25 protein-coding genes are annotated in these 25560 nt (G+C 41.8%); 8 read left to right on the plus strand and 17 right to left on the minus strand.

What is annotated here, in order from left to right; genetic code table 11:
• Window positions 1-30: 30 nt before the first annotated feature.
• Together coxB and cyoE are read right to left on the minus strand one after the other, a co-directional pair.
• Window positions 31-1104 (minus strand): cytochrome c oxidase subunit II, encoded by a 1074-nt coding sequence (gene coxB, locus MKX62_RS01140; protein WP_340740451.1) that lies wholly within the window; start codon window positions 1102-1104, stop codon window positions 31-33.
• Window positions 1105-1204: 100 nt separating this feature from the next.
• Window positions 1205-2122 (minus strand): heme o synthase, encoded by a 918-nt coding sequence (cyoE, locus tag MKX62_RS01145; protein ID WP_340740452.1) that lies wholly within the window; start codon window positions 2120-2122, stop codon window positions 1205-1207.
• Between the two features lie 325 nt (window positions 2123-2447).
• Here cyoE and MKX62_RS01150 point away from each other — a divergent pair, with 325 nt between their 5' ends.
• A complete protein-coding gene (locus tag MKX62_RS01150; RefSeq protein ID WP_067214026.1) occupies window positions 2448-3359 on the plus strand; it encodes a COX15/CtaA family protein in 912 nt (303 codons plus the stop codon).
• A 105-nt stretch (window positions 3360-3464) separates the two neighbouring features.
• On the opposite strand, the gene pyc is transcribed toward MKX62_RS01150, so the two are convergent.
• The 3 genes from pyc to MKX62_RS01165 all read right to left on the minus strand — a co-directional run bounded on the left by pyc (window position 3465) and on the right by MKX62_RS01165 (window position 8440).
• Entirely contained in the window at window positions 3465-6902 is a 3438-nt protein-coding gene (gene pyc / locus MKX62_RS01155) for a pyruvate carboxylase (RefSeq protein WP_340740453.1), read from the minus strand.
• An 18-nt stretch (window positions 6903-6920) separates the two neighbouring features.
• A complete protein-coding gene (locus tag MKX62_RS01160; RefSeq protein ID WP_067211561.1) occupies window positions 6921-8084 on the minus strand; it encodes an FtsW/RodA/SpoVE family cell cycle protein in 1164 nt (387 codons plus the stop codon).
• A gap of 62 nt (window positions 8085-8146) precedes the next feature.
• On the minus strand, window positions 8147-8440 hold the full coding sequence (locus MKX62_RS01165; protein WP_067211564.1) for a YlaN family protein: 294 nt from the start codon (window positions 8438-8440) through the stop codon (window positions 8147-8149).
• A gap of 396 nt (window positions 8441-8836) precedes the next feature.
• Between MKX62_RS01165 and MKX62_RS01170 the strand changes: the two genes are divergently transcribed.
• Together MKX62_RS01170 and MKX62_RS01175 are read left to right on the plus strand one after the other, a co-directional pair.
• Window positions 8837-9337: a peptidyl-prolyl cis-trans isomerase gene (locus tag MKX62_RS01170; protein WP_187045465.1), complete on the plus strand. Its 501-nt coding sequence runs from the start codon at window positions 8837-8839 to the stop codon at window positions 9335-9337.
• 13 nt (window positions 9338-9350) lie between these two features.
• The gene (locus MKX62_RS01175) at window positions 9351-9554 is read left to right on the plus strand and encodes a YlaI family protein (RefSeq protein ID WP_067211571.1); all 204 of its coding nucleotides are present in this window, start codon (window positions 9351-9353) and stop codon (window positions 9552-9554) included.
• Window positions 9555-9657: 103 nt separating this feature from the next.
• Here the strand turns inward: MKX62_RS01175 and MKX62_RS01180 are convergent, their stop codons facing one another.
• The 3 genes from MKX62_RS01180 to typA form a co-directional block, all read right to left on the minus strand.
• Window positions 9658-9795, minus strand: a complete 138-nt coding sequence (locus MKX62_RS01180) for a hypothetical protein (RefSeq protein WP_156476076.1) — start codon at window positions 9793-9795, stop codon at window positions 9658-9660.
• A gap of 572 nt (window positions 9796-10367) precedes the next feature.
• Complete coding sequence (locus MKX62_RS01185) at window positions 10368-10715, minus strand: YlaH-like family protein (RefSeq protein ID WP_067211573.1); 348 nt, start codon at window positions 10713-10715, stop codon at window positions 10368-10370.
• A gap of 170 nt (window positions 10716-10885) precedes the next feature.
• Window positions 10886-12715 (minus strand): translational GTPase TypA, encoded by a 1830-nt coding sequence (gene typA / locus MKX62_RS01190; RefSeq protein WP_067211576.1) that lies wholly within the window; start codon window positions 12713-12715, stop codon window positions 10886-10888.
• Between the two features lie 99 nt (window positions 12716-12814).
• Here typA and MKX62_RS01195 point away from each other — a divergent pair, with 99 nt between their 5' ends.
• Entirely contained in the window at window positions 12815-13000 is a 186-nt protein-coding gene (locus MKX62_RS01195; RefSeq protein WP_067211578.1) for a YlaF family protein, read from the plus strand.
• A 66-nt stretch (window positions 13001-13066) separates the two neighbouring features.
• Here the strand turns inward: MKX62_RS01195 and MKX62_RS01200 are convergent, their stop codons facing one another.
• Together MKX62_RS01200 and MKX62_RS01205 are read right to left on the minus strand one after the other, a co-directional pair.
• Window positions 13067-13861, minus strand: coding sequence for an inositol monophosphatase family protein (locus MKX62_RS01200; RefSeq protein ID WP_067211581.1), 795 nt, complete (start codon window positions 13859-13861; stop codon window positions 13067-13069).
• A 118-nt stretch (window positions 13862-13979) separates the two neighbouring features.
• Window positions 13980-14177 carry a hypothetical protein gene (locus MKX62_RS01205; RefSeq protein WP_067211583.1) on the minus strand — a complete coding sequence of 66 codons (198 nt, stop codon included), beginning with the start codon at window positions 14175-14177 and terminating at the stop codon, window positions 13980-13982.
• 159 nt (window positions 14178-14336) lie between these two features.
• On the opposite strand from MKX62_RS01205, the gene MKX62_RS01210 reads away from it, so the two are divergent.
• Window positions 14337-14966: a YktB family protein gene (locus tag MKX62_RS01210; RefSeq protein WP_340740454.1), complete on the plus strand. Its 630-nt coding sequence runs from the start codon at window positions 14337-14339 to the stop codon at window positions 14964-14966.
• Between the two features lie 257 nt (window positions 14967-15223).
• On the opposite strand, the gene MKX62_RS01215 is transcribed toward MKX62_RS01210, so the two are convergent.
• The 7 genes from MKX62_RS01215 to MKX62_RS01245 form a co-directional block, all read right to left on the minus strand.
• Window positions 15224-15505 carry a UPF0223 family protein gene (locus tag MKX62_RS01215; RefSeq protein ID WP_340740455.1) on the minus strand — a complete coding sequence of 94 codons (282 nt, stop codon included), beginning with the start codon at window positions 15503-15505 and terminating at the stop codon, window positions 15224-15226.
• A 24-nt stretch (window positions 15506-15529) separates the two neighbouring features.
• Window positions 15530-16486, minus strand: coding sequence for an NAD(P)H-dependent flavin oxidoreductase (locus MKX62_RS01220; protein ID WP_340740456.1), 957 nt, complete (start codon window positions 16484-16486; stop codon window positions 15530-15532).
• Between the two features lie 191 nt (window positions 16487-16677).
• Window positions 16678-18090, minus strand: coding sequence for a dihydrolipoyl dehydrogenase (gene lpdA, locus MKX62_RS01225; RefSeq protein ID WP_067211592.1), 1413 nt, complete (start codon window positions 18088-18090; stop codon window positions 16678-16680).
• 3 nt (window positions 18091-18093) lie between these two features.
• The gene (locus MKX62_RS01230) at window positions 18094-19443 is read right to left on the minus strand and encodes a dihydrolipoamide acetyltransferase family protein (protein WP_340740457.1); all 1350 of its coding nucleotides are present in this window, start codon (window positions 19441-19443) and stop codon (window positions 18094-18096) included.
• Between the two features lie 30 nt (window positions 19444-19473).
• Window positions 19474-20451, minus strand: a complete 978-nt coding sequence (locus MKX62_RS01235) for an alpha-ketoacid dehydrogenase subunit beta (protein WP_187045468.1) — start codon at window positions 20449-20451, stop codon at window positions 19474-19476.
• A gap of 3 nt (window positions 20452-20454) precedes the next feature.
• On the minus strand, window positions 20455-21570 hold the full coding sequence (gene pdhA / locus MKX62_RS01240; RefSeq protein ID WP_067211600.1) for a pyruvate dehydrogenase (acetyl-transferring) E1 component subunit alpha: 1116 nt from the start codon (window positions 21568-21570) through the stop codon (window positions 20455-20457).
• Between the two features lie 266 nt (window positions 21571-21836).
• Complete coding sequence (locus MKX62_RS01245; RefSeq protein WP_340740458.1) at window positions 21837-22478, minus strand: YkyA family protein; 642 nt, start codon at window positions 22476-22478, stop codon at window positions 21837-21839.
• A 136-nt stretch (window positions 22479-22614) separates the two neighbouring features.
• Here MKX62_RS01245 and def point away from each other — a divergent pair, with 136 nt between their 5' ends.
• The 3 genes from def (at window position 22615) to rnjA (ending at window position 25514) form a co-directional block, all read left to right on the plus strand.
• Window positions 22615-23172 carry a peptide deformylase gene (gene def / locus MKX62_RS01250; RefSeq protein ID WP_340740459.1) on the plus strand — a complete coding sequence of 186 codons (558 nt, stop codon included), beginning with the start codon at window positions 22615-22617 and terminating at the stop codon, window positions 23170-23172.
• A 462-nt stretch (window positions 23173-23634) separates the two neighbouring features.
• On the plus strand, window positions 23635-23844 hold the full coding sequence (locus tag MKX62_RS01255; protein ID WP_067211608.1) for a DNA-dependent RNA polymerase subunit epsilon: 210 nt from the start codon (window positions 23635-23637) through the stop codon (window positions 23842-23844).
• A gap of 2 nt (window positions 23845-23846) precedes the next feature.
• Window positions 23847-25514, plus strand: coding sequence for a ribonuclease J1 (rnjA, locus tag MKX62_RS01260; RefSeq protein ID WP_187045469.1), 1668 nt, complete (start codon window positions 23847-23849; stop codon window positions 25512-25514).
• Window positions 25515-25560: the final 46 nt, after the last annotated feature.

Below are 25560 nucleotides of genomic sequence, written 5' to 3' on the forward strand. Positions count from 1 at the left end.
TTTACCTCCTCTTCAAATTCACGTTAATAGTTATTTTTCTACTGAAAGTCCCATGAGGTACTCAGCAATTGAATTTATTTCCTCGTTAGAAAGTTGTTCACCGAATGACGGCATCAAGTTTCCTGGCTTTTGTTTCTGAGTGTCTGAAATCCACTCAACCAAATCCTCTTGCGTGTGATCCATAAATCCAGCAACACGATTACGGTCACCAAATGACGCTAGGTTTGGTCCAGCCTTATCTCCGCCTTCACCGACTGCAGATGTCGCATGACATGCAATACAACTTTGTTGGAATAATTCTTCACCTTGACCAGCTGCAGCAACATCTGTTGTTTCTTCACCAGTTGCTTGCATTGCTGTAACCCATTTGTTGAATTCAGCACGGGGTAATGATTTTACTTTGAAATCCATAAGTGCGTGTGATGGACCACAAAGCTCCGCACACTTCCCGTAAAACACTCCGTCTTGCACATCTTTCGATTCTTTATCAAACGTTAAATAAAATTTGTTTACGTTTTCAACGTTTGTATCGAGTTTTCCTCCGATTGCCGGAATCCAGAAGGAGTGCTTAACATCTGCCGCAAGGAGGTTGAAATATACTTTTTCTCCAGTTGGTACAACAAGTTCTTGCGCTGTAACAATTCCGAGATTAGGATATTCAAATTCCCACCAGTATAACTTAGCCGTAACATCTACGACCAGATTTTCTGACTCGCCATCCTCATTGACTTCATTCATCGCACTGACATCGCTTAGTTTATATGTGTAATAAACTGTAGGGACCGCTAGAAGTAAAACAAGGAGAACAGGAATAATCGTCCATACAAGTTCTAATGTATGGCTTCCTTCAACTTCTTTAGGAACAAAGTCCTCACCCAGTTTCGAGCGTCTGAAACGAACAATTGCAACTACATAAATAATCACTACTACTAGAATAACCAGTAACATGATTCCTGATGATAACATCAGCAATTTGAATTGATCTTTCCCGACTTGACCAGCCGGAAGAAGTGTGGATAGCCCTTCCTGACCACATCCCGCTAGAAACACGGTAAGAGCTGCTAATAAAGAAAAAAGACGCCACTTTTTGAGTCCTTTCATCATCGCTTAATGATACCTCTCTTTCTAAAAAAATGTTTTTCTTCTTGTGAGGACTGCTGACCTCTTTATATGAATTCCTATGCAAAGAAAGAATTCCAATATGTTAGATGAATATCGAGAAGATAATCATGGCCACAAAAAGGATCGTCATGTAATTCAATGAATAGATGAACATACCCGTTGCCCATTTTATATCATCTTTCGCTTTAAATCCTTTAAGTGCTAAATACAGCCACCCTATATTCAATGCGCTCGCAAGTACTAAGAAGCCTACCCCTAGCTCAGTAAGTAGAAACGGCAATGGAAATAAAAACAGTACCCATACCAACATCGATTTCTTCGTTCTTGCAAAACCTTTTACAACAGGTAGCATTGGAATATTTGCTGCACGGTATTCGTCTGTCCGACGCATCGCCAGCGCATAAAAATGCGGCGGTTGCCAAACAAACATAATCAGGAATAGCGCCAAGGCACCTGCACCAAGTGCTGGATCAACCGCAGCCCATCCGATTAAAGGCGGAATTGCTCCCGAAACACTTCCAACTACTGTATTAGCTACGTGCCTACGTTTCGACCACATCGAATAGAGTACAACATAACTGAAGATACCTGCAAGTCCCCAAAGACCAGCTGCTATAGAAGCAGAAAACAATAGCACTTCGCCTACTACGATGAAAGTCAGCGCAAGTGTCAATACAGCCGGTGCCTTGAATCGCCCGGTAACTGTTGGTCTGGACTTTGTTCTCGTCATGACTGGATCAATATCACGATCAATCAAGTTGTTCAGTGCCGCAGATCCAGCAATTATCAATCCCGATCCGAGAAGAGCATAGACAAGCAAATCTATATTATGTAGAAAGTTTTTACCAGTGAACTGAAAAGCAAGAAATAGTCCCGTAAAAGTTGTGATCATGTTCGAATTAACAATGCCGATTTTAATGAGCGCAAGGAAGTCCTTATAAAGAGACACCGTCACTACATTCGATTCGACAGGTGTGGAAATTGTATGACCGTTTGACAAGTTACCCCTCCTTCCAAAGTTGTGAGCGTTAACCGCTACAGTTAACTATAGCGAAATTCGGGTAGTATTTCTATACATATACAAAATTTCTACCGAATTCCTTGAAATATCGACACATTTATTACTCAACACCCTCTATAGTAAATCATTTCGATGGGTCTTTTGTGAAGTTAAAGCGTCTTCTTTATGAACAATTTGTGAAAAGGTCCATTACTGAGGCATTTTCAGCCAATCTTCGTTGTCTTTTTACTTATTTTTCGTTATCATCAAAAAAGCAGGGACCTTTTATACAATGGTCATCAATAAAAAAGTAGGTGTCATTTTTTTGAAATCTAATAGATATTTAAAATGGTTCGCAGTCGCATCGACAATAGGCATGCTTTTAATCTTACTTGGAGGGGCGCTTGTTACAAAAACCGATAGCGGCATGGGCTGCGGCAGACATTGGCCAGGATGTAACGGGCAACTTATTCCCGATGAGATTACCGCAGAAGTACTTATTGAATTTTCACATCGGCTGGTAACTGGGTCTGTGGGAATCTTGATTGTCATATTAGCTGTCTGGTCATGGAAATCAATCGGACATATAAGGGAAACAAAATTCTTAGCAATCGCGGCCGTATTCTTCCTTATATTACAGGCATTGATTGGTGCCGCTCAAGTATTATGGGGTCAAGGTGATTTCATACTCGCGCTTCATTTTGGTATTTCTCTTTTAAGCTTTGCATCAGTCCTTCTATTAACCCTTCTCATATTTGAAGTGGATCGAAAGTTTGATGCAGATAAGTTACAAATAGGTAAACGGTTGAAATGGCATACAATTGGCGTATCCGTTTACTCTTACTTTGTAGTTTATACTGGAGCACTCGTCCGTCATACAGAGTCTGGTCTTGCCTGCCTGGACTGGCCACTATGCCAGAACGCGGCATTCGCCCTTCCGCGTAACATGTTCGAGTGGGTTCAGATGGGTCACCGTACTGCCGCGGCATTTATTTTCGTCTGGTTATTAATCATCATGATCCATGCACTTCGTCATTACAAAAATCAACGCGTCATCTATTGGGGCTGGAGTATCGCATTTATACTTGTCGCACTCCAAGCAACAACAGGAATGTTGGTTGTTTTGACTAGACTAAACCTTTATATTGCTTTGCTTCATTCATTATTCATCACGTTGTTATTCGGTTTGTTAACGTACATGATTCTACTTGTATCAAGAAGTAAACTATCAAAATGAGTAGTAAGGACCAGCCCTTGGCCAGTCCTTACTACTTGTCTACCCAACTTATTAACAAAAATAACAAGAGCACCCGAATATAATTCGAGTGCTCTTGTTTTTATGTTAGTGCTCCAGTTCAACGAGCAAATCACCTGTAGCTATCGATTCTCCTGCAACCACATATATTTCTTTTACTATACCATCGAAAGGTGCTTGTATCGTTGTCTCCATTTTCATAGCTTCTGTGATGAGCAAATGTTCTCCTCTTTTCACTTTCGCTCCCTTTGAGACTGCAACTTTCAAAACAGTTCCCGGCATAGTAGCAGCAATATGCGCAGCATTTGAGGTATCCGCTTTTTGTTTCCTAACTGCGACGGACTCTACACTCATATCTTCAATAATCACTTCACGCGGCTGTCCGTTCAATTCGAAATAGATGACTCTTGTTGCATCCGATTGCGGTTCGCTAATCGACACTAGCTTAACAATCAACGTTTTCCCTTTTTCAATCTCTACTTCGATTTCCTCGCCGAGACGCATCCCATATAGGAATTCAGGTGTATCAATAACAGATACATCACCGAACTGCTTATTCGTTTGCGAATATTCTTCGAAAACTTTCGGATAAAGGGCATAAGAAAGTACTTCATGGCTAGTAACTGGACGTTCCAATTTCACATTCAATTCATCCCGTAGCTTTTCAAAATTGACATCCTCCAATAGTTCTCCAGGACGTACAGTAATCGCTTGGCGTTCTTTTAAAATGATTTTTTGAAGTTCTTCTGGGAATCCACCATATGGTTGGCCGATATATCCTTCGAAAAACTCAATAACTGATTCCGGGAAGTCGATGGACTTTCCGCGTACAAGGACTGACTTTTCGTCAAGTTCGTTCTGTACCATAAACAAGGCCATATCGCCAACAACCTTCGATGAAGGTGTCACTTTCACAACATCTCCGAATAACAGATTAACGCGAGAATACATGCTCTTCACTTCTTCCCAGCGCTCACCTAGACCTACCGCTTTCGCTTGTTGCTGTAAGTTTGAATACTGGCCACCAGGCATTTCATGTACATAGATTTCCGAATGCGGACTCATCATGCCACTTTCAAAGTGCTGATAATACTTCCGAACATCTTCCCAGTAGTACGATAAGTCTTCAAGTGATTTCACGTTTGCACGTACATTGCGTTTACCGCCTTGCAGCGCGTAGTGTAGCGAACTTGCCGACGGTTGTGAAGTTAGACCTGCCATTGATCCTAAAGCCGTGTCAACGATGTCTACGCCAGCCTCAATCGCTTTGGCATACATATAGATACCGTTTCCACTCGTATCATGCGAATGTAGGTGAATTGGAATGTCCACTGTTGCTTTCAATTCAGAAACTAGTCGATAAGCCGCCTCCGGTTTTAAAAGACCTGCCATATCTTTGATAGCAAGGATGTGGGCTCCAGCTGATTCAAGATCTTTTGCCATCTCTTTATAATAATTAACCGTATATTTCGCTCGGGAATCGTCAAGAATATCTCCTGTATAACAAATTGCCGCTTCGGCAACTTTCCCCGCATCCCGTGTTGCATCAATTGCAACTTCCATGCCTTTAATCCAGTTCAAGCTGTCGAAAATACGGAAGACATCAATCCCAGCATCCGCTGACTTTTTAACAAACTCACGGATGACATTGTCAGGATAATTTGTATAACCTACGGCATTTGCGCCGCGGAATAGCATTTGGAAAAGTACATTTGGAATTTGTTCTCGCAGTTTTAACAGCCTGTCCCAAGGATCTTCTTTCAGGAACCTATAAGCAACATCGAATGTTGCTCCGCCCCACATTTCATAAGAAAACAGGTCAGGCATCAGTCTTGCCGATTCAGCCGCAATTGACGTCATATCGGAAGTACGCACCCGTGTAGCCAACAATGATTGATGTGCATCGCGGAATGTTGTATCTGTCAAAAGTACATCGTCTTGCTCTTTAATCCATTTGATAAGCCCTTCAGCACCACGTTCATCCAAAATTTGTTTTGTACCCGGTTTTGGCGGTGTAAGAAGGTCAATTATCGGTTTTCTTACAGGATGTAGAACCGGCTTAGATTGTTTACCGATTCCCGGGAATCCATTAACAGTCACATTACCAATATAATTCAACATTTTCGTCCCACGGTCTTTGCGGTTCGGGAACAGGAATAATTCAGGTGTTGAATCAATAAAACTCGTATTATAGTTACCTGTTAAGAAGTTTTTGTGCTTCACAACATTCTCAAGAAACGGGATATTTGTTTTGATGCCACGAATCCGGAATTCCTGTAAATTCCTGTCCATTTTGGAAGCAGCTTCACGGAAAGTCATACCCCATGTAGATACTTTAACAAGTAATGAATCATAGTACGGCGTGATGATAGCCCCTTGGAAACCGTTCCCCGCGTCAAGACGAACACCGAATCCTCCACCCGATCGGTAAACCGATAATTTACCAGTATCCGGCATGAAATCATTCAATGGATCCTCCGTTGTCACACGGGATTGGATTGCATATCCGAATAACGGAATCTTGTCTTGTGTTGGTATGCCTGTTTCAGTAGCGTGAAGGTTTTTCCCGTCTGCAATATGAATTTGCGCGTGGACGATATCGATACCCGTCACCATTTCAGTAATTGTATGCTCAACTTGAATACGTGGATTTACCTCGATGAAATAAAATCGGCCATCCGATACGAGAAATTCTACGGTTCCCGCATTTTTATAATTAACATTTCGCATCACCTTTACTGCCGCATCGCAAATTGCTTCCCGTAATCCGTCTTCAAGTGAAATCGAGGGTGCTATTTCGACGACTTTCTGATGGCGACGCTGAATTGAGCAATCCCGCTCGAATAGATGAATGACATTGCCATATGTATCTCCAAGTATTTGTACCTCGATATGTTTTGGTTTATCGATGTATTTCTCGACATACACTTCATCAGATCCGAATGCAGATTTCGCTTCTGACCGCGCACGTTCAAAAGCCTCGTTGACTTCTTCCGCAGAATTCACAATCCTCATTCCGCGTCCTCCACCACCAAGAGATGCTTTAATGATGACAGGATAACCATTCGATTCGCCAAACATTGCGACTTCTCCGACTGTAGAAACCGGACCGTCACTACCTGGAATCACTGGAATTCCCGCTTTAACAGCCTGCTCACGTGCTTTTACTTTATCCCCAAACATATCCAGTTGCTTTGAACTTGGGCCGATGAAAATAATTCCTTCTTCTTCTAAACGCCTTGCAAATTCTGTGTTTTCAGCAAGAAATCCATAACCAGGATGGATCGCGTTCGCCCCACAATCTTTCGCTATCGCGATAATCCCTTCGATATCGAGATAAGCATCAATCGGCTTCTTACCTTCTCCGACTAGATAAGACTCATCTGCCTTGTAACGATGGAATGACCCACTATCTTCCGCTGAATAAATCCCCACCGTCGGTATATTCAATTCGGTACAAGCGCGAAAAACTCGTATTGCTATTTCTCCACGGTTGGCTACAAGAATTTTCTTAATCTGTTCCATCACAAGGCACTTCCTTTTCTAATTGTTTTTTTCATATTTTACGAACATTGAGACATTCGTTAATATTCCTAAAGCTAAAGATAACAGAATAACAGATGTACCGCCATAGCTAATAAACGGCAAAGTAACTCCTGTAAGCGGTATCAACCCCGTCAGGCCACCCAAATTAACGAATGTTTGAATTCCTATCATACTTCCAATTCCCGCCGCAAGCATGCGCGCATGGGGATCTTTTGCCTGAAGCGCAATAGATAAAGCCCTTAAGACGATGAAACCGAGTCCCCCTATTACGATAATAGCACCAAGAAGGCCTAATTCTTCTGAAATCACCGCCATAATGACATCTGTTTGCGGCTCTGGTAAGTAGCCCATTTTTTGAATAGAGTTACCAAGACCTCTCCCTTGCAAACCTCCAGAACCAATGGCAATATAGCCGTTCGCAATCTGATAGCCAGACCCTTGGATATAATCGAATGGGTTCAGGAATGATAGTATACGGCCAGCCCTACCTGGGGTCATAATCGATTCCCATTTGAAATAAAGGACAAGCGCAGCAAAGACAAGACCCACAGAAATTATCCCGCTAATTTTCATAAAGGTTCTTTTTTTAATACCGCTTGCTGCTAGGACCGAAAGTGCTGTGATGATTATAATGAACGAGCCTCCGATATCAGTCTCGAGCATAATAGAACCCACTGCTAATACTAAAATGACCACGGGCGGTAATATTGACTGGTTAATATTATCGATTGTGCCAGACTCATATTTTTTTGCAAAAACTCCTGAAAAATAGACAATTAAGACCAATTTCGCAACTTCTGAGGGTTGTAGATTACCAAAAGGCGTTTTTATCCAACTAGTGGCTCCAACATGATCACCTGTACCAACGAAATGGACCAGAAACAACAGAAATAGCATACCTATTACAGCAAAAATCATCAATTTTTTCCGTTTATAATTCTTGTACGGAAAAAAAGCCGCCAAAAAGAAAGCGGGAATGGCAAGTTTTAAATTTAACAACTGTTTTTGATAAAAAGAATCTGCCGGAAGATCATACCTACCTACCGCTACAACCATACTTGAACTGTATATCATGACAAGTCCGAACAGACAAAGTAACAGGTAAACAAAAAACAGTGGGAAATCAAAATAGCGGAATAGCTTTTTAGTATATGTTTTCATAGGGTTACCTCTTTTTCATTAAACAAAAAACTCAAACCATTATGTCAGTTTGAGTTTTCGGCTTATTTTCTCGTATATACTTCATGCAACACTGTCATTTCTTTCTCAAGTAAAGAAAGAATTTCATTGCCTTTCGGACGGTCAATCAAACCTAGCTTTACAGCAAAGTCAATTTCACGAGACAAGCCATACATTTGTGTATCCAACACTTCTTCATAGAGTGGGCACTGCGGCATCGTCAAATGGTCCATCTGTACTTTTATAAGTTGACCAATCTTATCAGCATCAGCTTGAAGTTGCTTCAATGCCTTTTCCTGATACGTTTCCTTATTCGTTTCCTGCAATTCTATATCCATGAGGACGCCCCCATCAAACTTTTATTTCTTAATGGTTATTATCAATAAATTGTATCTTTCAGAACAGGAAAAAGCAAGCGTTTTCCCTTTGGCGTTTTACAAAACAAAAATACAAGTGCTTGTAACAGATGAACGAAGCCTAAATGCGCCACTCCCTGTAGCAACAGTACATAACCTATATCCTTCTCAAACAAAAAATGCCGCCTCTTCAGCCCTTCTTATTGCCAGAGTCGCTATGGACTGATGTTAGGTAGTATTATCTTTATGTTACAACTTATCTATAGGACAAAATTCTCTAGTTTCCTAAGCCATCGAAAAGCAAAAGCTTTTCCTTGAGACATCAAAGCGTTATACTAGAAACAAAAGATAATTTAATTCAAGTAGGGGGATATTCATTTGGAATCAATAATTCCGATTAAAGGAAATGTACGTCATGTCATCACACTTGACCCGACCGTGTGGATTTTCGATGATCGTCGCGTTGATTTGAAAACGTACTTTACAGAAAGTCACATCGAAAAAGATGAACTAGAAGAATATAAAAGAGCTATGGGGAAACATTGGTCCCGTGAAATAATGGAAGGCGCAACGTTCCCGCCTACCCTGGAAACAGAAAAAAAGTTTGAAAAACGAAAAGTCCTTACTGGAACATACGGCATCCAATTGCGTCACTTTTTAAAAATCGCGGAGCCTGCCGAAAATGCACGAACATTAGCATTTGAAACATCAGACGGCGAAAGTCACTCATTCCCACTTACGAAAGTCGATGATATCATTTTCAAATTCAGCGACGAGGGTAAGCCGCTACTTGAGGGCGGGCCCGTGCATGTTGTCTTCAAAGACGGTTCGAACAATGATAATCCGATTCGCAACGTCATTGCGATCCGAGTTGACTGAAGGAGGATTTCCAATGCGTGTAAAATGTGTCATCTGTGACAACGTCGGGCAACTTCCAGACGATTTGCCACTAGCAAAAACACTCCGGAATCGCCCTATCCATACGTATATGTGTCAGGAATGTAATAATCGGATTGCCGAAAAAACGATTGCACGAATCGCGACTGGGAATTTCATTTTCTACCGAAGTTCCCAGTCAATCGAAAAAGATTTCTGAGAAAAGCGTAAGGCGCCTGAAGCCTAGACACTGTTCCGTGTCGAAAACTTATACATTCTTACACATGTGTTGATTAACCAAAGTTAACCACAAAATAACTTAGTCAAATACTAGGCGTCCCGAGTACAGTTGCTTTGGATTGAACAACTCCTATACCAGTACCGAGATATCTTAATGTGTAGGGATGCGACTTCGTCGCATCCCTACACATTTTTTCGGTAATCGTATGAGTGTCCTTCATCCGTCGCGCTCCAAATGCATAAGTACACGTAGTGCTGAAGCTTTTTGGGACAAAAGAATAGCTAGCTTCTTATCTGGATAAAGGCCGCCAAAGATACAATTTTGGCGGCTGATGCTTTCTCTATGGTTCTTTCTTTTTTATTTTAAAGAAGTGTCACTTTCTATAAGGCATCACATGATTACATGAATAATCTTTGCTAAAAGTAAGTAAGGAACGCATTGTACGACGGGCAAGAGTGCCCGAAATTGTATCTTCGGGCACCTACACTCTATATAGAAAGTCATCTATTCTTTTCTTTCAAAGCAGCTACATTTTTCACTTGAACTTTGTAGGAACGCGACAGGCAACTATTCGCAACAGAATTACTGAAAAAAGTGTGGCTAGAAGTGACGGATTCACTTCTAGCCACACTAGGGTCCCTCGGTAAAGGTGTCGTGATTATTCAGCCGAAAGCGAACCGGAAACGATCCAATGAAAATGGATTTCCCCAAGCACTACTCACCAGTATTTGATACAAATAGATAGTTAATCAACAGACGTGACTTTCTTATATTCTAAAAAAGAAGACTCCATCAGATGATGGAGTCTTCTTTTTTCTCTTTATACTCATTCATCCTGCGCACTCGGTAGATAATTAAAATAAGAGCCGCCACGATGAGAGCCTCCACGATCGGGAGGAAAAAGCCAAGAAACGTCAAAATTAGACAGCCGATAAACAAGAAGGCATAGATCAGCAAAGTCTGTAAAGGCCTCAGTTTTCTAGCAAATCCCAGTTTATAAACAATTGCCGACATGAGGAAGACGAGGGCAAAAAGTACATAACCGGCAGCCGTATAGGAAGGCATCACTTCGTATATAAAGCGTGCAATACCCGACATCTTTCCGAATACGAACTCTGTATCGCCAACACTAGCACTCATTCAACACATTCCCTTCTGTAAAGCTTTTCTATAGGTCGGAATAGTAATAATCCCGTCACTGTTAAAGGACCTCAGAAAGCCGCACCTGACCTATCAGTCGACTAGCCCTGTATGAGGTAAGGCACTCAAGATGCTTTCTTTTACTAAGATCACTTATGTTTAAACAGCGATTATTTCTTTTTCTGAACACGTTCGCGTTCGTTTTTATCAAGTATCTTCTTACGAAGTCTGATCGATACTGGCGTCACTTCACAATACTCGTCATCACCCAGATATTGTAACGCTTCTTCAAGCGACATAATACGTGGTTTTTTAGTTGTAACTGTTTGGTCTTTAGAAGCTGAACGTACGTTTGTTGCTTGTTTAGCTTTTGTTAAGTTGATTGTCAAATCGCTTTCGCGCGTATTTTCACCAACAACCATCCCAGCATAGATTTCAGTTCCAGCACCAACGAACATAATACCGCGGTCTTCTAGCTGCATGATGCTGTAAGGCGTAGCTGTACCGTTCTCCATTGAAACAAGAACACCGTTTCTGCGGCCGCCGACTTTACCTTTTGCCATTGGCTGGTAAGAATCAAACGTATGGTTCATAATTCCGTAACCTCTTGTCAATGTAAGGAATTCAGTTGAATAACCAATCAATCCACGTGCAGGTACATTGAATATTAGACGAACTTGTCCATTACCATTGTTGATCATATCAAGCATTTCGCCTTTACGCTCACCAATCGACTCGATAATAGAGCCTGTATGCTCTTCAGGAATATCAATTTGTAAACGTTCGATAGGCTCACAACGAACACCATCTACTTCTTTCACGATTACTGTTGGTTTCGAAACTTGCAATTCAAATCCTTCACGGCGCATGTTTTCAATAAGAATAGAAAGGTGAAGCTCTCCGCGTCCTGAAACAGTCCATGCATCAGGCGAATCAGTTGGATCTACACGAAGAGATACATCTGTTTGCAATTGTGATTGAAGGCGTTCGTCAATTTTTCTTGACGTTACCCATTTACCTTCTTTACCTGCAAACGGGCTATTGTTTACAAGGAATGTCATTTGTAACGTTGGTTCGTCAATGAATAACTCTGGAAGTGCTTCCAGATGATCTGCCGGACAAATTGTTTCACTAACGTCAATGTTCTCCATTCCAGATACCGCAACAAGATCTCCTGCGAAAGCTTCTTGGATATCAACGCGTTTCAAACCAAGGAATCCAGACATTTTCGTAACACGATAGTTTTTGACAGTACCATCACGTTTTATAACGGCAACCGACTGTCCGACTTGCATCGTTCCACGGAAAATCCGTCCGATACCGATACGGCCAACATAATCGCTGTAATCAAGAAGTGATACTTGGAACTGTAAAGGCTCGTCTCTATTATCGATTGGAGCAGGGATATGTTCTAGAATTGCGTCATATAGTACACGCAACGTTTCTTCTTGTGTTGAAACGTCTGGTGATAAGCTTGCAGTACCGTTGAATCCTGATGCATAAATAACTGGGAATTCAAGTTGTTCATCATTCGCATCAAGTTCGATGAATAATTCAAGAACTTCATCAACTACTTCTTCCGGGCGTGCAAATTCACGGTCAATTTTATTAACGACAACGATTGGTTTCAAGTTCTGCTCAAGCGCTTTTTTCAGTACGAAACGCGTTTGTGGCATACACCCTTCGTATGAGTCGACAACAAGAATTACACCATCTACCATTTTCAAGATACGTTCCACTTCTCCGCCGAAATCTGCGTGACCTGGTGTATCCAAAATGTTGATTTTTGTATCTTTATATTCAATTGCTGTATTCTTTGCAAGAATCGTAATTCCGCGTTCACGTTCAATTTCATTTGAGTCCATTGCACGATCATCTACTTGTTCGTTAGAACGGAAGATTCCCGATTGTTTTAAAAGTTGATCGACAAGCGTCGTTTTTCCGTGGTCGACGTGGGCGATAATTGCTATGTTACGTAAGTCACTTCTAAGTTTAGTCATGATTTCACTCCATTATTCTTTTTTCGGTTGATTAACTGTGTTATTATAGCACATGTAAAGATAATTCGAAAACATTTAATTGTAGATGGAGGTATTTTTTTGAAAAACATCAAATGGATTTTCGTTTTTTACTCCATTGCCGCTATCGCTTCAATGTGTGCAATCGGCGTTGCAGTCGGTATGAGCAGCCCCACGATTGCGATTGTAGCCATCGTTGCATTGATTCTAATTATGGGTAACGGATTTAAAACGAAAAAGAAATATAGAGAACAAGGCCTACTTTAATAACATTCTTTTCAAATGTGACGTTTCATGGTAATCGTAGTATTCGATGCCTGTAACGTCCTTTTTTTATTGTTTTAGGTCAATATAGTTTGTCACAATATCTTGATGCAATCCAGGCCTCGCGACTATAAATGTATCCTGCCCAAGAAGGTGCGGGAAATCCCCTTTCATGTTTGTTGCAACTGCACCGACCTCCTGCGCAATAACAATGCCCCCAGCAACATCCCATGGCGACAGCCTCATAGACATGTATGCATCCAGCCTACCTGAAGAGACATACGCCAACTCGAGCGCTGCCGAGCCATATGATCTTGTCCCTCTACACGTTCTAATCAGTTCAATAATTTTTTCGTTGTCAACGAAGTGATTCGGAGCCACCCAACTGGCATTAATACCAATAACGGCTTCTTCTAGTGGTGTAATCTCCAATTGCGGTAGCCGTTCATCATTGAAATAAGCCCCTTCATCTTTAGCAGCATGATAAAAATCATCGCGCATTACATCATAAATATAACCAAGCATACCGACGCCTTCTGCATATATTCCGAGAGAGATGGCAAAGTTCCGTTTTTGGTGGATGAAATTCATCGTTCCGTCAATTGGGTCAAGCATCCAAACGACCCCATCAAGCGTCTGAACGACATCGCCAAATCCTTCTTCACCGAGAATCTTATGGTCAGGAAAATCTCTTTTAATCCTGCTGATGAAGAATTGTTCGATTTCTTTATCAATATTTGTCACAAGGTCATTCGCACTCGATTTTGTATCGATATCGATTTGATTGAAAAAAGACACGCGAATTTTATGACCCGCTTCTTTTATCAACGACTTTGCATAACGATCAATAATTCCCCACTTCATAAAGCCACCCCTTCCAAACGACTATCTATAGTACACTATATCGAAAAAGGCATCCCATTACACTATCCCTGTTTCTAAAGGATGTGTATGGATGCCTTTTCTGGTCCGACAATCAGAATCATGCGAAGCCATTAAGTATCTCCAGCTCACGGTGAATTTCCATAAGCCTATGCTTGCTTTTCATTTTTTGCTTTGCATCATCTTCTTGCACAGCATCGAAAAGTGTTGCAAGTTCATAATCGAGTTCTAGGTTAAGTAGCTTCACATATTCTTTCTCTACATCGGCTTTGCGAATAACATGGACGACTTGTTTCATAGTTGACACCCCTTTTTCAGTATATAGTCCAAATTTTCCGTTAGTTATACTTAAAATATGCTACGACCAGAGTTCGCTCTAGTTATAAGCCTTGTTACTAAAGATTGTTCCCCTTTTTCTGTTATGATAAACGTGTAAATGTAATTGGGGGTAATGAAAATGGTTGGTCTTTTTTGGGAAAAAGATGATTTTGATGTATTTTCAATTGAAGGGCTAGAAAAGCGGATGGAAGCATTGCAAAATCGAATCCAACCCAAGTTTGGAACTCTAGGTATGCATTTTGCGGACCGCCTTTCAGCACATGGGACTGATGAGTTTTTTCCACATGTCGCAAAACACGCAAGACGGACAGTAAATCCACCAAATGACAGTTGGGTCGCCTTCGCACCTGCTAAACGGGGCTACAAAGCATTGCCTCACTTTCAGATTGGCTTATGGGGGTCACATTTATTCATTATTTTAGCGGTAATTTATGAGAATTCAGATAAAAAAGGGATTGCCGATCGTCTAGATAGCAAATTGGATGTTTTAACTTGCCTCCCTGGTACTTATATCGTTTCTGGTGATCATATGAAACCCGAAGCTACAACTATCGAACAAGCGGGGGACGTTGGACTCGAACAACTTTTAGAGCGGTTACAAACTGTCAAAAAAGCGGAGTTCCTTGTCGGTCGGCATTTACCAAGTGAAGACGCCGTTAAACTTTCCACCGAAGAATTCATGGCATTTGCAGAAGAGACTTTTGACCAACTGCTACCTGTTTATGATGTAGTCATTAATAAACAATAAAAGCGTAAGCGCCTTGGTAGACCCACAAGCGCTGGAAGGCCTTAAGAGAAAGGCGCTCTTTGCCTTTAACTTAAGGCCTGATGCGACAGGGGAAGGCAGCTTAGGATCGCGACATCCTGTCGCAACAAGGAGGGATGCAGTTTCAATCCCTCCCCACTGCATGACCCACGTCGTGTGGGGCTAGGCGCTGGAGTCTAGATACTGTTCCAGGTGAAAACCTTATACTTCTTAGCTTTAGATAAAAGGAATGCTCCCGCTTAACGCGAGGGCATTCCTTTTATTATTTCTTCACCACTTGTATCTTTCGCCATTTGAACAACACGGTAACAGACGTAACCGCTCGCTTCCTCAAATTCCTTGCACAATGTTTTTTCTTCCGCCGTGGAAGGAACCACTTTTTTGAATCCCCGATATGCCTCCATCAGTTTTTCTCCTGCAATTCCTGATTCATATGCTTTTTCAACCGCCTCATAAAATGCCGCTACTGCGATAATTTCTGTGGTCGACCAATCATGCCTAATTGGATAATTATAATCCATGCTAATTCGCTCCCTTTACTCTCTTTAGTTCCATCTTTTACGAATTGTTTCCGCCTCATTCACCATACGCTCAACTAATTCTGCAACGGATGGTACATCGTTAATAAGCCCAGCAACCTGACCCGCCCATCCATAACCATTATTGGCATCTCCATCATGAATAAAACGGCGATTAGCTTCGCCACTGATTAAATCTTTCATCGCTTCATAATCAGCATTTTTAGCTTCCATGTCAATTATTTTCTTCGTCCAACTTCCCGCTAATGCTCGAGCGGGTGCTCCTAGTGTTCTTTTAATAACAGTCGTATCGGTTTCACTACTTGCAAGAAGTAGATTGATATAAGCTTGAGATGCATGGATACACTCTCTCATCGCAATGAATCTTGTTCCCATCTCAATCCCCTCGGCGCCTAATGCCTGAGCGGCCATCCAACCGCGACCATCCCCGATACCACCGGATGCAATAACTGGGATTGAAACAGCATCGACAACTTGTGGAACAAGTACCATCGTTCCGATATCGTCACGCCCAAGATGTCCCCCACCTTCTTGTCCAACAACCATAACTGCATCAGCTCCGAGTGATTCCGCTTTCTGAGCCTGCCTTTTTGCAGCAACTAGCACAAGCTTTTTAACGTTGGTATTTTGAAGTTGGGCAAAAAATGGCGCGGGATTCCCACCCGTTACCGACATTACTGTAACGCCTTCCTCCAGAGCAGCTTCCACCATATGGGCATATGGACGTCCATGTTGTCCAATCGCAAAGTTCACGCCGAACGGTTTATCAGTCAGCGTTTTTACTTTTTTAATTTCAACGCGCAGTGCATCTGCTGAATCCAAACTCATTGCCGTAATTTGTCCAAGTCCACCTGCTTCCGAGACGGCAGCAGCAAGTTGGGCATAAGCCAAGTAAGCGAGTCCCCCTTGAATGATTGGATAATTGATATCGAGCAGTTCCGTTATTTTTGTTTTCCATTCCATTTGAATGCCTCCCCCGTTACTCCACTGACACTCTTCTTCATCCCCATCTACTAAACCTGCAAACAAAAGGCAGAAAAAGCTAGGTCACACGGATCCACATACCTGTTTCATAGTCCGATTCAAACTAAAAAAACCATCTACGAGGATATCTTGCTACCTCATAGACGGTCTTAATCACTGACTCTAGAAAATTATTTCGTAATCATATGAATTGGTTTACCCAAAGCGACTTCAGCCGCTTCCATTGAAATTTCACTCAATGTTGGGTGAGCATGAATTGTCATTGCAACATCTTCAAGTGTCATTCCTGCTTCGATTGCAAGAGCAAGTTCAGCGATCATATCTGATGCACTTTCACCCACAATTTGCGCTCCAAGTAGAAGCCCGTCTTCTTTACGTGATACAAGTTTGACGAAACCTTCAGAAGCATCAAGTGCAAGTGCACGTCCATTAGCTGCAAACGGGAATTTCCCTACTACTGTTTCATAACCTTCTTCTTTTGCCTGTTGCTCGTTCAAGCCAACAGCTGCAAGTTCAGGATCAGTGAAACAAACGGCAGGAATCGCCAAGTAGTCAACTTCAGACTTCTCGCCTGAAATTGCTTCTGCTGCAATTTTAGCTTCATAAGAAGCTTTGTGTGCAAGCTGAAGACCTGGAACGATATCACCGATTGCATAGATATTTGGAATGCTTGTACGGCATTGTTTGTCGACTTCGATAAGACCACGCTCAAGGAACTTGATGCCCATCTCTTCTAATCCGATTTCATCCGTATTTGGACGACGACCTACAGTAACAAGTACGTAATCAGCTTCGACTTTCTTCTCTTCTCCGCCTACTTCGTATGTAACTGTAACGCCAGTAGCTGTCTCTTCAACGCCTTTTGCAGACGCTTTAACAACAACTTCGACGCCTTTTTTCTTCAAGCCTTTTTTAACGATTTGTGTCATTTGTTTTTCAAAACCTGCAAGAATGTCATTGCCGCCTTCAATAATCGTTACTTCAGATCCAAGATTTGCATATGAAGATCCTAGCTCAGTACCGATATAACCGCCACCGATAACGACAAGTTTACCCGGTAATTCTGTAAGACTCAAAGCACCTGTTGAATTGATAACGCGTTTCGTAAATTTGAATGTCGGGATTTCAATCGGACGTGAACCCGTTGCAATGATTGCATTTTTGAATTTATATGTTTGCGCAGAACTTTCGTCCATCACACGTACTGTGTTGCTATCGACGAAATAAGCTTCACCTTGAACATAATCAACCTTGTTGCCTTTAAGAAGTCCTGCAACTCCGCCAGTCAACTTGCTGACTACGCTATCTTTGAACGCTTGCGCTTTAGTGAAATCTAGTTTCACTTCTGTTGCTGTAATTCCCATTGAATCGGAATTTTTTGCATTGGCATAACGATGTCCAACAGCAATTAGCGCTTTAGAAGGAATACATCCTACGTTCAAGCACACGCCACCAATATCGCCTTTTTCAACAACGATTACTTTTTGGCCCAATTGTGCCGCACGGATTGCTGCGACATATCCTCCCGGTCCAGAACCTACGACAAGTGTATCTACTTCGATTGGAAAGTCTCCTACTACCATTGTTTACGCCTCCATTAATAAAAGTTCCGGATTTGCGAGCAATCTCTTAAGGTGATTCAGCGCGTGTTGTGCAGTAGCGCCGTCGATCATCCGGTGATCGAATACCAATGACAATGCTAACATAGGTGCCGCTACAATTTCACCATTTTTCACAACTGGCTTTTCTGCGATACGACCAATTCCAAGAATTGCAACCTCAGGATGATTAATGATAGGTGTAAACCATTGTCCTCCTGCAGACCCAATATTCGTGATGGAACAAGAAGCACCCTTCATTTCAGCAGGTGATAATTTACCATCGCGTGCTTTTACGGCAAGGCTATTGATTTCATCAGAAATTGCGAAGATTGATTTACGGTCTGCATGCTTGATAACCGGAACAAGAAGTCCGCGGTCAGTGTCCGCAGCGATACCAATATTGTAATAATGCTTCTGAACAATTTCTTGTGTAGCATCATCGAGTGAGCTATTGAACGCTGGGAATTCACGCAATGTCGACACAAGTGCTTTTACGACATAAGGCAAATACGTCAGTTTGATATCTTTTTCTGCAGCAATGTCTTTGAACTTTTTGCGATGTGCAACGAGTTCGGTAACATCCACTTCGTCAAGCAACGTAACATGCGGAGCAGTGTGTTTTGAATTGACCATCGCTTTTGCAATTGCTTTTCGGATTCCAGACATTTTTTCGCGTGTTTCAGGGAAATCGCCTTCAAGATGAACTGGAGCCGGAGCCGAAGTTTCTTGTGCAACGCTTTCAGCTTGACCATCTTGATCCGCCACTGCCGGAGTTGCCGCTTTTGTTTGTCCACCATTCTTGAATGACTCGATATCTTCTTTCAAGATGCGGCCGTTTTTGCCTGATCCTGCAACTTGCTGAATTTCGACACCTTGCTCACGCGCAAATTTACGCACGGAAGGCATTGCAATAATGCGGCGATTCGGATCGACGTCTGTTTGTGCTTGCACACTTGCAGTCGGGGCAGCTACTGTTGTAGTTGCTTCTTCCTTAGGCGCCTCTTCTTTTTCAATCGGTTGACTCGCTTCAGCTGTTGCTTGAACTTGTGCTTCAGTTTCTGCGTTGTCATCCTCTTCAGATTTCACATTTTCATAACCAGGTGCATCGAAGCGAATCAATACATCCCCTACGACTGAAACTGTTCCTTCGGAAACGAGTATTTCTTCAACAGTACCCGTAACCGGTGATGGAATTTCCACAACTGCTTTATCGTTTTGGATTTCAAGAAGTATGTCATCTTCATTGATCTTATCGCCTTTAGCGACGAACCATTTTACGACTTCACCTTCATGGATTCCTTCTCCGATATCTGGTAAACGGAATTCAAATGCCACGTGATTCACCCTTTCTTAATTGATACCTTTTTAGAACGTCAATACTTTTTTAGCTGTTTCAATAATATCTTTCGCATTCGGAAGCCAAGCATTTTCACCTTGCGCAAATGGATAAATAGTATCCGGTGCAGTTACGCGAAGAACAGGTGCTTCAAGGCTTAGAATTGCGCGTTCTGTAATTTCAGCTACGATATTCGCAGCGATTCCTGCTTGTTTCTGCGCTTCTTGTACAACGATTGCACGGTTTGTTTTTTCAACAGATGCAATGATTGTTTCGATATCCATTGGTTGAATTGTACGCAAGTCGATAACTTCTACAGAGAAGCCTTCTTTTTCAAGCTCTTCAGCCGCTTTCAAGCTTTCGTGAACCATTGCGCCGTACGTGATAATTGAAAGGTCTTTCCCTTCACGTTTCACATCCGCTTTCCCAAGTGGAATCGTGTACTCTTCTTCAGGAACTTCTTGTCTGAATGAACGGTACAGTTTCATATGTTCAAGGAAGATGACCGGATTGTCGTCGCGGATTGCAGAAATCAGTAACCCTTTCGCGTCATATGGAGTTGAAGGGATAACTACTTTCAAACCAGGCTGTGAAGCTACGAGACCTTCAAGGCTATCAGCGTGCATCTCAGGTGTTGCTACGCCGCCTCCGAATGGTGAGCGGATTGTAACAGGTGCATTAAAACGACCTGCACTACGGAAACTCATGCGCGCAAGTTGACCACTAACTGAGTCAATTACTTCATAAAGGAAACCAAAGAACTGAATTTCCATAACTGGACGGTAGCCTGTGAATGCCAACCCGATTGCTAGTCCACCAATACCAGATTCTGCAAGCGGTGTATCGAATACACGCACTTCGCCAAATTCTTTTTGCAAGCCTTCAGTTGCACGGAAGACTCCTCCGTTATTTCCAACGTCTTCACCGAAGACGAGGACGTTTTCATCATTTTTCAGCTCCGTACGTAGAGCATCAGTTATTGCTTGAATCATCGTCATTTGTGCCATCGGTTACTTCGACTCCTTCTCTGTGTAAATGGCTAGCTGTTCCTGCAAGTTGTATGGCAGGTCGCCTTTGTACATGATGTTGATAAAATCGCTTACTTTTTGTTTAGGAGCTGCATCAGCTATTTTGATTGCTTCTTTAATTTCTTCTTTAGCGCGTTCAATTACTACGTTTTCTTGTTCTTCATTCCAGATACCTTTTGCTTCTAGGTATGTACGGAAACGGATTAACGGATCGCGTTTTTCCCACTCGCTGTCTGTTTCTGAAGTACGGTAACGCGTAGGATCGTCTCCTGCCATCGTATGTGGCCCGTAGCGGTAGCAAAGCGCCTCGATTAGTGTTGGTCCATCGCCATTGATTGCGCGCTCGCGTGCGTCACGTGTAACCGCATACACCGCAAGAGGGTCCATACCGTCAACAAGAACACTTGGTATACCTGCTGCAATACCTTTTTGTGCAAGCGTTTTTGCAGCTGTTTGCATGTCACGTGGAGTCGAAATAGCAAATTGGTTATTCTGAATGATGAAGATTGCTGGAGAACGATATGCTCCTGCAAAGTTAATCCCTTCATAGAAGTCACCCTGCGATGTACCACCGTCACCTGTGTATGTCATAGCAACTGCTTTCGTTCCGCGTTTTTGGAAGCCAAGTGCAATGCCTGCTGCTTGAATATATTGTGCACCGATAATGATTTGTGGCGGGAATACGTTGACGCCTTCTGGAATATTACCACCTTGGAAATGGCCGCGTGACCATAAAAATGCCGTTGATAACGGTAATCCGTGGAATAACATTTGTGGAACGTCACGATAACCTGGAAGGATGAAATCCTCTTTCTCAAGTGCAAATTGTGAAGCAAGTTGTGAAGCTTCCTGCCCCGCTGTCGGTGCATAGAATCCTAGACGTCCTTGACGGTTCAACGAAATTGAACGTTGATCCAAAATACGTGTATATACCATACGAGTCATTAACTCAATGAGTTCTTCATCGGATAAATTCGGATCTGCATCCTTATTAACGATTTCGCCTTCTTCGTTCAAGATCTGGAACATTTCAAACTTTTCTTCAATCGCGTGAAGTGTTTCCACCGGATCGAACTGCTTGTCTTTTTTGGCAGCCATTTCGGCAACTCTCCTTTATAACTGTATTATGAACCATTAGTGTATTGATTGGTACAATCTATTCCCTTCACAGTATATCTAATCAGAACTGAATGGTCAAACATAGTAATCGCATGTACCTTTGCAGATAATAGCTATTAGAATTGATGGTCATTACCAAACTGTATTAGCACAATAAGACGTCTGTATTATAATAGAATACCATTTTCCCACACTTTATATTTATAGAAAAAAGCATAGAATTAACTCTACTGCCTCACTACTGCTTATTCTTCTTTCTGTAAATTAGAGAAAGTGTCGTCCTTTAACACATTCACTTTGACCGTCGCATCATTAAAAGAGATAACTGCTGTATGGACTAACTCATTCTGTTCATTCACTTCGCCGACCTTACCTTTAAGTTCCTTTAGTTCAACTTCCTCAGCAACAAGCATTCCGTATAACTCCTCTTGAAGACTGGTAAGTTTTTTATATTCAACAACAAAGGCTGAATGGAGCTCATATCGGTTAGTTACAGCTTCTTTCAGTTCTTCTATACTTTTTTCAACAGTTCCATCTGTTTGTTCAATGATTGCATCGAGTTCGTCCACGGATTTGCTTGCTTTACTTATGGACTTTTCTTCTCCTTCTATATGAGTAAGTCGTTGTCCCAGCAATTCTTCAAGCTCAGCTACCTTTATTTTCAGCTCACCTAACTGTTGTTGCGTCAACTCCATCGTCTGATTGAATAATTCCTGTTCCGATTTTTCAAGCTCCGTCAATTCAGCTTGCGCATCCTTATATGCTTGTTCGGCATTATTCATCTTTGTTATAGTAGCTGACAGTTGCGTTTTAATCGTCGAGTCAGAACTACACCCTGAGAGCACCAAAGTTACCGCTAATATGTATCCAATGATAGATTTCTTCAAAATTGCCGACCTCCAATTTCCCTCTACACTATAACGTTTTATATTTCACTATTCAACTTCGCGTTCAATTTCTTCCACCCCTATTCACATTCGTTTATACTATTGAATAGAGTAAAACCGAAAGGAAGATTGCACGATGATTTTAATGGAACATATTGTTAGGGAAGGACACCCTGCTCTCCGCAAACGAGCCGAAGAATTAAGTTTCCCATTGTCCGATGTTGACCGGAAACTTTGCGAGGATTTGATGGGGTACGTTATAAATAGTCAAGATTCCGAACTGAGTGAAAAGTTCGACCTCCGCCCTGGAATCGGCCTAGCCGCACCACAATTGGATAAATCGAAAAGAATATTTGCACTCCATATTACAGATGATGTTCAACAAGCAATTAGTTTTATTGCTGTTAATCCAAAAATCGTCAGTCACTCTATCGAAAAAACCTATCTTCCTTCAGGTGAAGGCTGCCTTTCAGTAGATCGCGATGTAGAAGGATATGTACCTCGTTATGCACGGATTACAATTAAAGCCTATGATCCCGATGGCAATGAATTCAAAAAAAGATTGAAAGGACTTGCCGCTATTGCTTTTCAACACGAACTTGATCACTTGAATGGTGTCATGTTCTATGACCATATTGATAAAGAAGTACCTTTTAAGGATATTCCCGGTGCCACCCCACTTGTTCGCGATTGAAATGTTTTCTGTGTAAACAGAGCGAAGTTGAACGGAATCTTTATATCCTACATGATCCTAGAGTTTGTTCAGTTTGTAGTATGGTGCCAAGTGTGTGGTACCAGCTACTGTCTCAATTTGAAGGGCAGTAGTTGATACAACCCCCTCCCCCCATGTTACTGGTGATTACTTGGATCTTTCGACTACGCTTTTAAATAACGGACGGATCTTTCGGCTATGCCGAAAATCCCACTTGACACAATGTTCTGAATATAGTATAATGATTTCGAGGAGTGATGTCGCCATGTACAAACGCCTAAAACGAAAATGGTTGAAACGGCTAAATGGCATACTCGGAAAAAAAACTATCGCTTAATTATGTTAAGTCCGCCATCAAATTGGTGGGCTTTTCTTTATTTTAAAGAGGTGTCATGCTAATATAAAGAGAATCAGTTCAAACGAACGTAAAAAGGAGAGCAAACGATGATTTATAAAATCTATTATCAAGATAACTTGCTTCAAATACCAGTCCGTGAAAATACGAAAAGCATGTACATCGAGGCGGACTCGGAAAGGTCAGTCCGTGCGAAGTTGAAAGATCGTGCTTTTAACATCGAATTTATCCAACTTCTTGAAGGTGTTCATCTTGAATACGAACAGGCTGCACCCTATTTCGAGCTTGAAGAGGTTTAAGTATGAAATCTATCAAAAACAATGAAACTGCCGTTTTCGCTTTAGGCGGACTAGGTGAAATCGGTAAAAACACATATGGTGTACAATTCCAAGACGAAATTATTCTAATTGATGCTGGTATTAAGTTCCCTGATGACGCATTACTCGGTATCGACTATGTCATTCCAGATTACACATACCTTGAACGTAATGTGGACAAGATTAAAGGCCTATTCATTACACATGGCCATGAGGATCATATTGGCGGTATTCCTTATCTTCTTCGTAAAATTAACGTGCCAGTATATGGCGGAAAACTTGCACTTGGACTTTTGCGTAACAAACTAGAAGAGCATGGTCTGTTACGGACTACGAAGTTGATCCCTTTTGGTGAAGATGACGTTTTCAAGTTTCGTAAGACAGCGGTATCATTTTTCCGGACTACACATAGTATTCCAGATGCATTCGGTGTTGTAGTTAAAACACCTTCCGGTAATATTGTTCACACGGGTGACTTCAAATTTGACTTCACACCAGTTGGGGAACCAGCAAACTTGACGAAGATGGCGAAAATCGGTAGCGAAGGCGTACTTTGTCTGTTATCAGATAGTACAAATGCTGAAATCCCTAACTTCACAATGTCTGAACGAAAAGTCGGCGACAGCTTGAATGAGATTTTCAGAAAAGTTGAAGGCCGTATTATATTCGCGACATTCGCATCAAATATTCATAGACTGCAACAAGTAATTGAGTCTGCCCAAGTATTGGGTCGTAAAATTGCGGTATTTGGCCGCAGTATGGACAATGCCATTACAATCGGTCGAGAACTTGGTTACATCGATGCACCGAAAGAATTATTTGTCGATACCCAATCATTGAATAAGCTGCCGGCCAACAAAGTATTAATTCTTTGTACAGGTAGTCAAGGTGAACCGATGGCTGCACTTTCTCGTATTGCAAACGGAACGCATAGACAAGTTCAAATCCATCCTGGCGATACGGTAATTTTCTCGTCTTCACCGATTCCAGGCAATACACTTAGCATCAATAAAGCTATTAATGCACTATTCCGTGCAGGTGCTGATGTGCTCCATGGTTCTTTAAATAATATCCATACTTCCGGTCACGGTTCGCAGGAAGAACAAAAATTGATGATCAGATTGATCAAACCAAAATTCTTCATGCCGATTCACGGTGAGTATAGAATGTTGAAAATCCATACTGATCTTGCTGTCTCTTGTGATGTTCCTCGAGAGAACACATTCATCATGGGGAATGGCGATGTACTCGCTCTTACACAAGATGAAGCGCACCTTGCTGGTCGGATTCCTTCTGGTGATGTCTATATTGACGGAAGCGGAATCGGGGATATCGGCAGCGTCGTTCTGCGTGATCGCAGAATTTTGTCTGAAGATGGTCTTGTAATTGTTGTAGCAACTGTAGATCTAAAACGCAATCGTGTCGTTTCAGGACCAGATATCATTTCTCGTGGATTCGTTTATATGCGTGAATCTGGTGCAATGATTCACGAAGCACAACAGATGTTATCCAAACAGATGCAGCGCAAGCTTGCAAGCTCGCCCTCAGATTTCGATGCACTGAAAAGTGAAATCATTGATGTTCTCGGACCGTATTTATACGATAAAACGAAACGTAAACCAATGGTGCTTCCTGTTATCATGGAAGTTTAACAAAGCTAAAAACCGTAAACGCCTATAAGCGTTTACGGTTTTTTTA

The organism is Sporosarcina sp. FSL K6-5500, from assembly GCF_038005665.1.
Taxonomy (GTDB): Bacteria; Bacillota; Bacilli; order Bacillales_A; family Planococcaceae; genus Sporosarcina; species Sporosarcina psychrophila.

Excerpts from the sequence above, each read along its gene's own strand:
- MKX62_RS01160 (WP_067211561.1), bottom strand. The coding sequence starts at position 8,084 with ATGAAAACATATACTAAAAAGCTATTCCGCTATTTTGATTTCCCACTG.
- typA (WP_067211576.1), bottom strand. The coding sequence starts at position 12,715 with ATGACTAAACTTAGAAGTGACTTACGTAACATAGCAATTATCGCCCAC.
- MKX62_RS01180 (WP_156476076.1), bottom strand. The coding sequence starts at position 9,795 with ATGAAGGACACTCATACGATTACCGAAAAAATGTGTAGGGATGCGACG.
- MKX62_RS01210 (WP_340740454.1), top strand. The coding sequence starts at position 14,337 with ATGGTTGGTCTTTTTTGGGAAAAAGATGATTTTGATGTATTTTCAATT.
- MKX62_RS01205 (WP_067211583.1), bottom strand. The coding sequence starts at position 14,177 with ATGAAACAAGTCGTCCATGTTATTCGCAAAGCCGATGTAGAGAAAGAA.
- MKX62_RS01200 (WP_067211581.1), bottom strand. The coding sequence starts at position 13,861 with ATGAAGTGGGGAATTATTGATCGTTATGCAAAGTCGTTGATAAAAGAA.
- MKX62_RS01185 (WP_067211573.1), bottom strand. The coding sequence starts at position 10,715 with ATGAGTGCTAGTGTTGGCGATACAGAGTTCGTATTCGGAAAGATGTCG.
- MKX62_RS01175 (WP_067211571.1), top strand. The coding sequence starts at position 9,351 with ATGCGTGTAAAATGTGTCATCTGTGACAACGTCGGGCAACTTCCAGAC.
- def (WP_340740459.1), top strand. The coding sequence starts at position 22,615 with ATGATTTTAATGGAACATATTGTTAGGGAAGGACACCCTGCTCTCCGC.
- rnjA (WP_187045469.1), top strand. The coding sequence starts at position 23,847 with ATGAAATCTATCAAAAACAATGAAACTGCCGTTTTCGCTTTAGGCGGA.
- lpdA (WP_067211592.1), bottom strand. The coding sequence starts at position 18,090 with ATGGTAGTAGGAGACTTTCCAATCGAAGTAGATACACTTGTCGTAGGT.
- MKX62_RS01215 (WP_340740455.1), bottom strand. The coding sequence starts at position 15,505 with ATGGATTATAATTATCCAATTAGGCATGATTGGTCGACCACAGAAATT.
- MKX62_RS01235 (WP_187045468.1), bottom strand. The coding sequence starts at position 20,451 with ATGGCACAAATGACGATGATTCAAGCAATAACTGATGCTCTACGTACG.
- MKX62_RS01255 (WP_067211608.1), top strand. The coding sequence starts at position 23,635 with ATGATTTATAAAATCTATTATCAAGATAACTTGCTTCAAATACCAGTC.
- pyc (WP_340740453.1), bottom strand. The coding sequence starts at position 6,902 with ATGGAACAGATTAAGAAAATTCTTGTAGCCAACCGTGGAGAAATAGCA.
- coxB (WP_340740451.1), bottom strand. The coding sequence starts at position 1,104 with ATGATGAAAGGACTCAAAAAGTGGCGTCTTTTTTCTTTATTAGCAGCT.
- pdhA (WP_067211600.1), bottom strand. The coding sequence starts at position 21,570 with ATGGCTGCCAAAAAAGACAAGCAGTTCGATCCGGTGGAAACACTTCAC.
- MKX62_RS01220 (WP_340740456.1), bottom strand. The coding sequence starts at position 16,486 with ATGGAATGGAAAACAAAAATAACGGAACTGCTCGATATCAATTATCCA.
- MKX62_RS01165 (WP_067211564.1), bottom strand. The coding sequence starts at position 8,440 with ATGGATATAGAATTGCAGGAAACGAATAAGGAAACGTATCAGGAAAAG.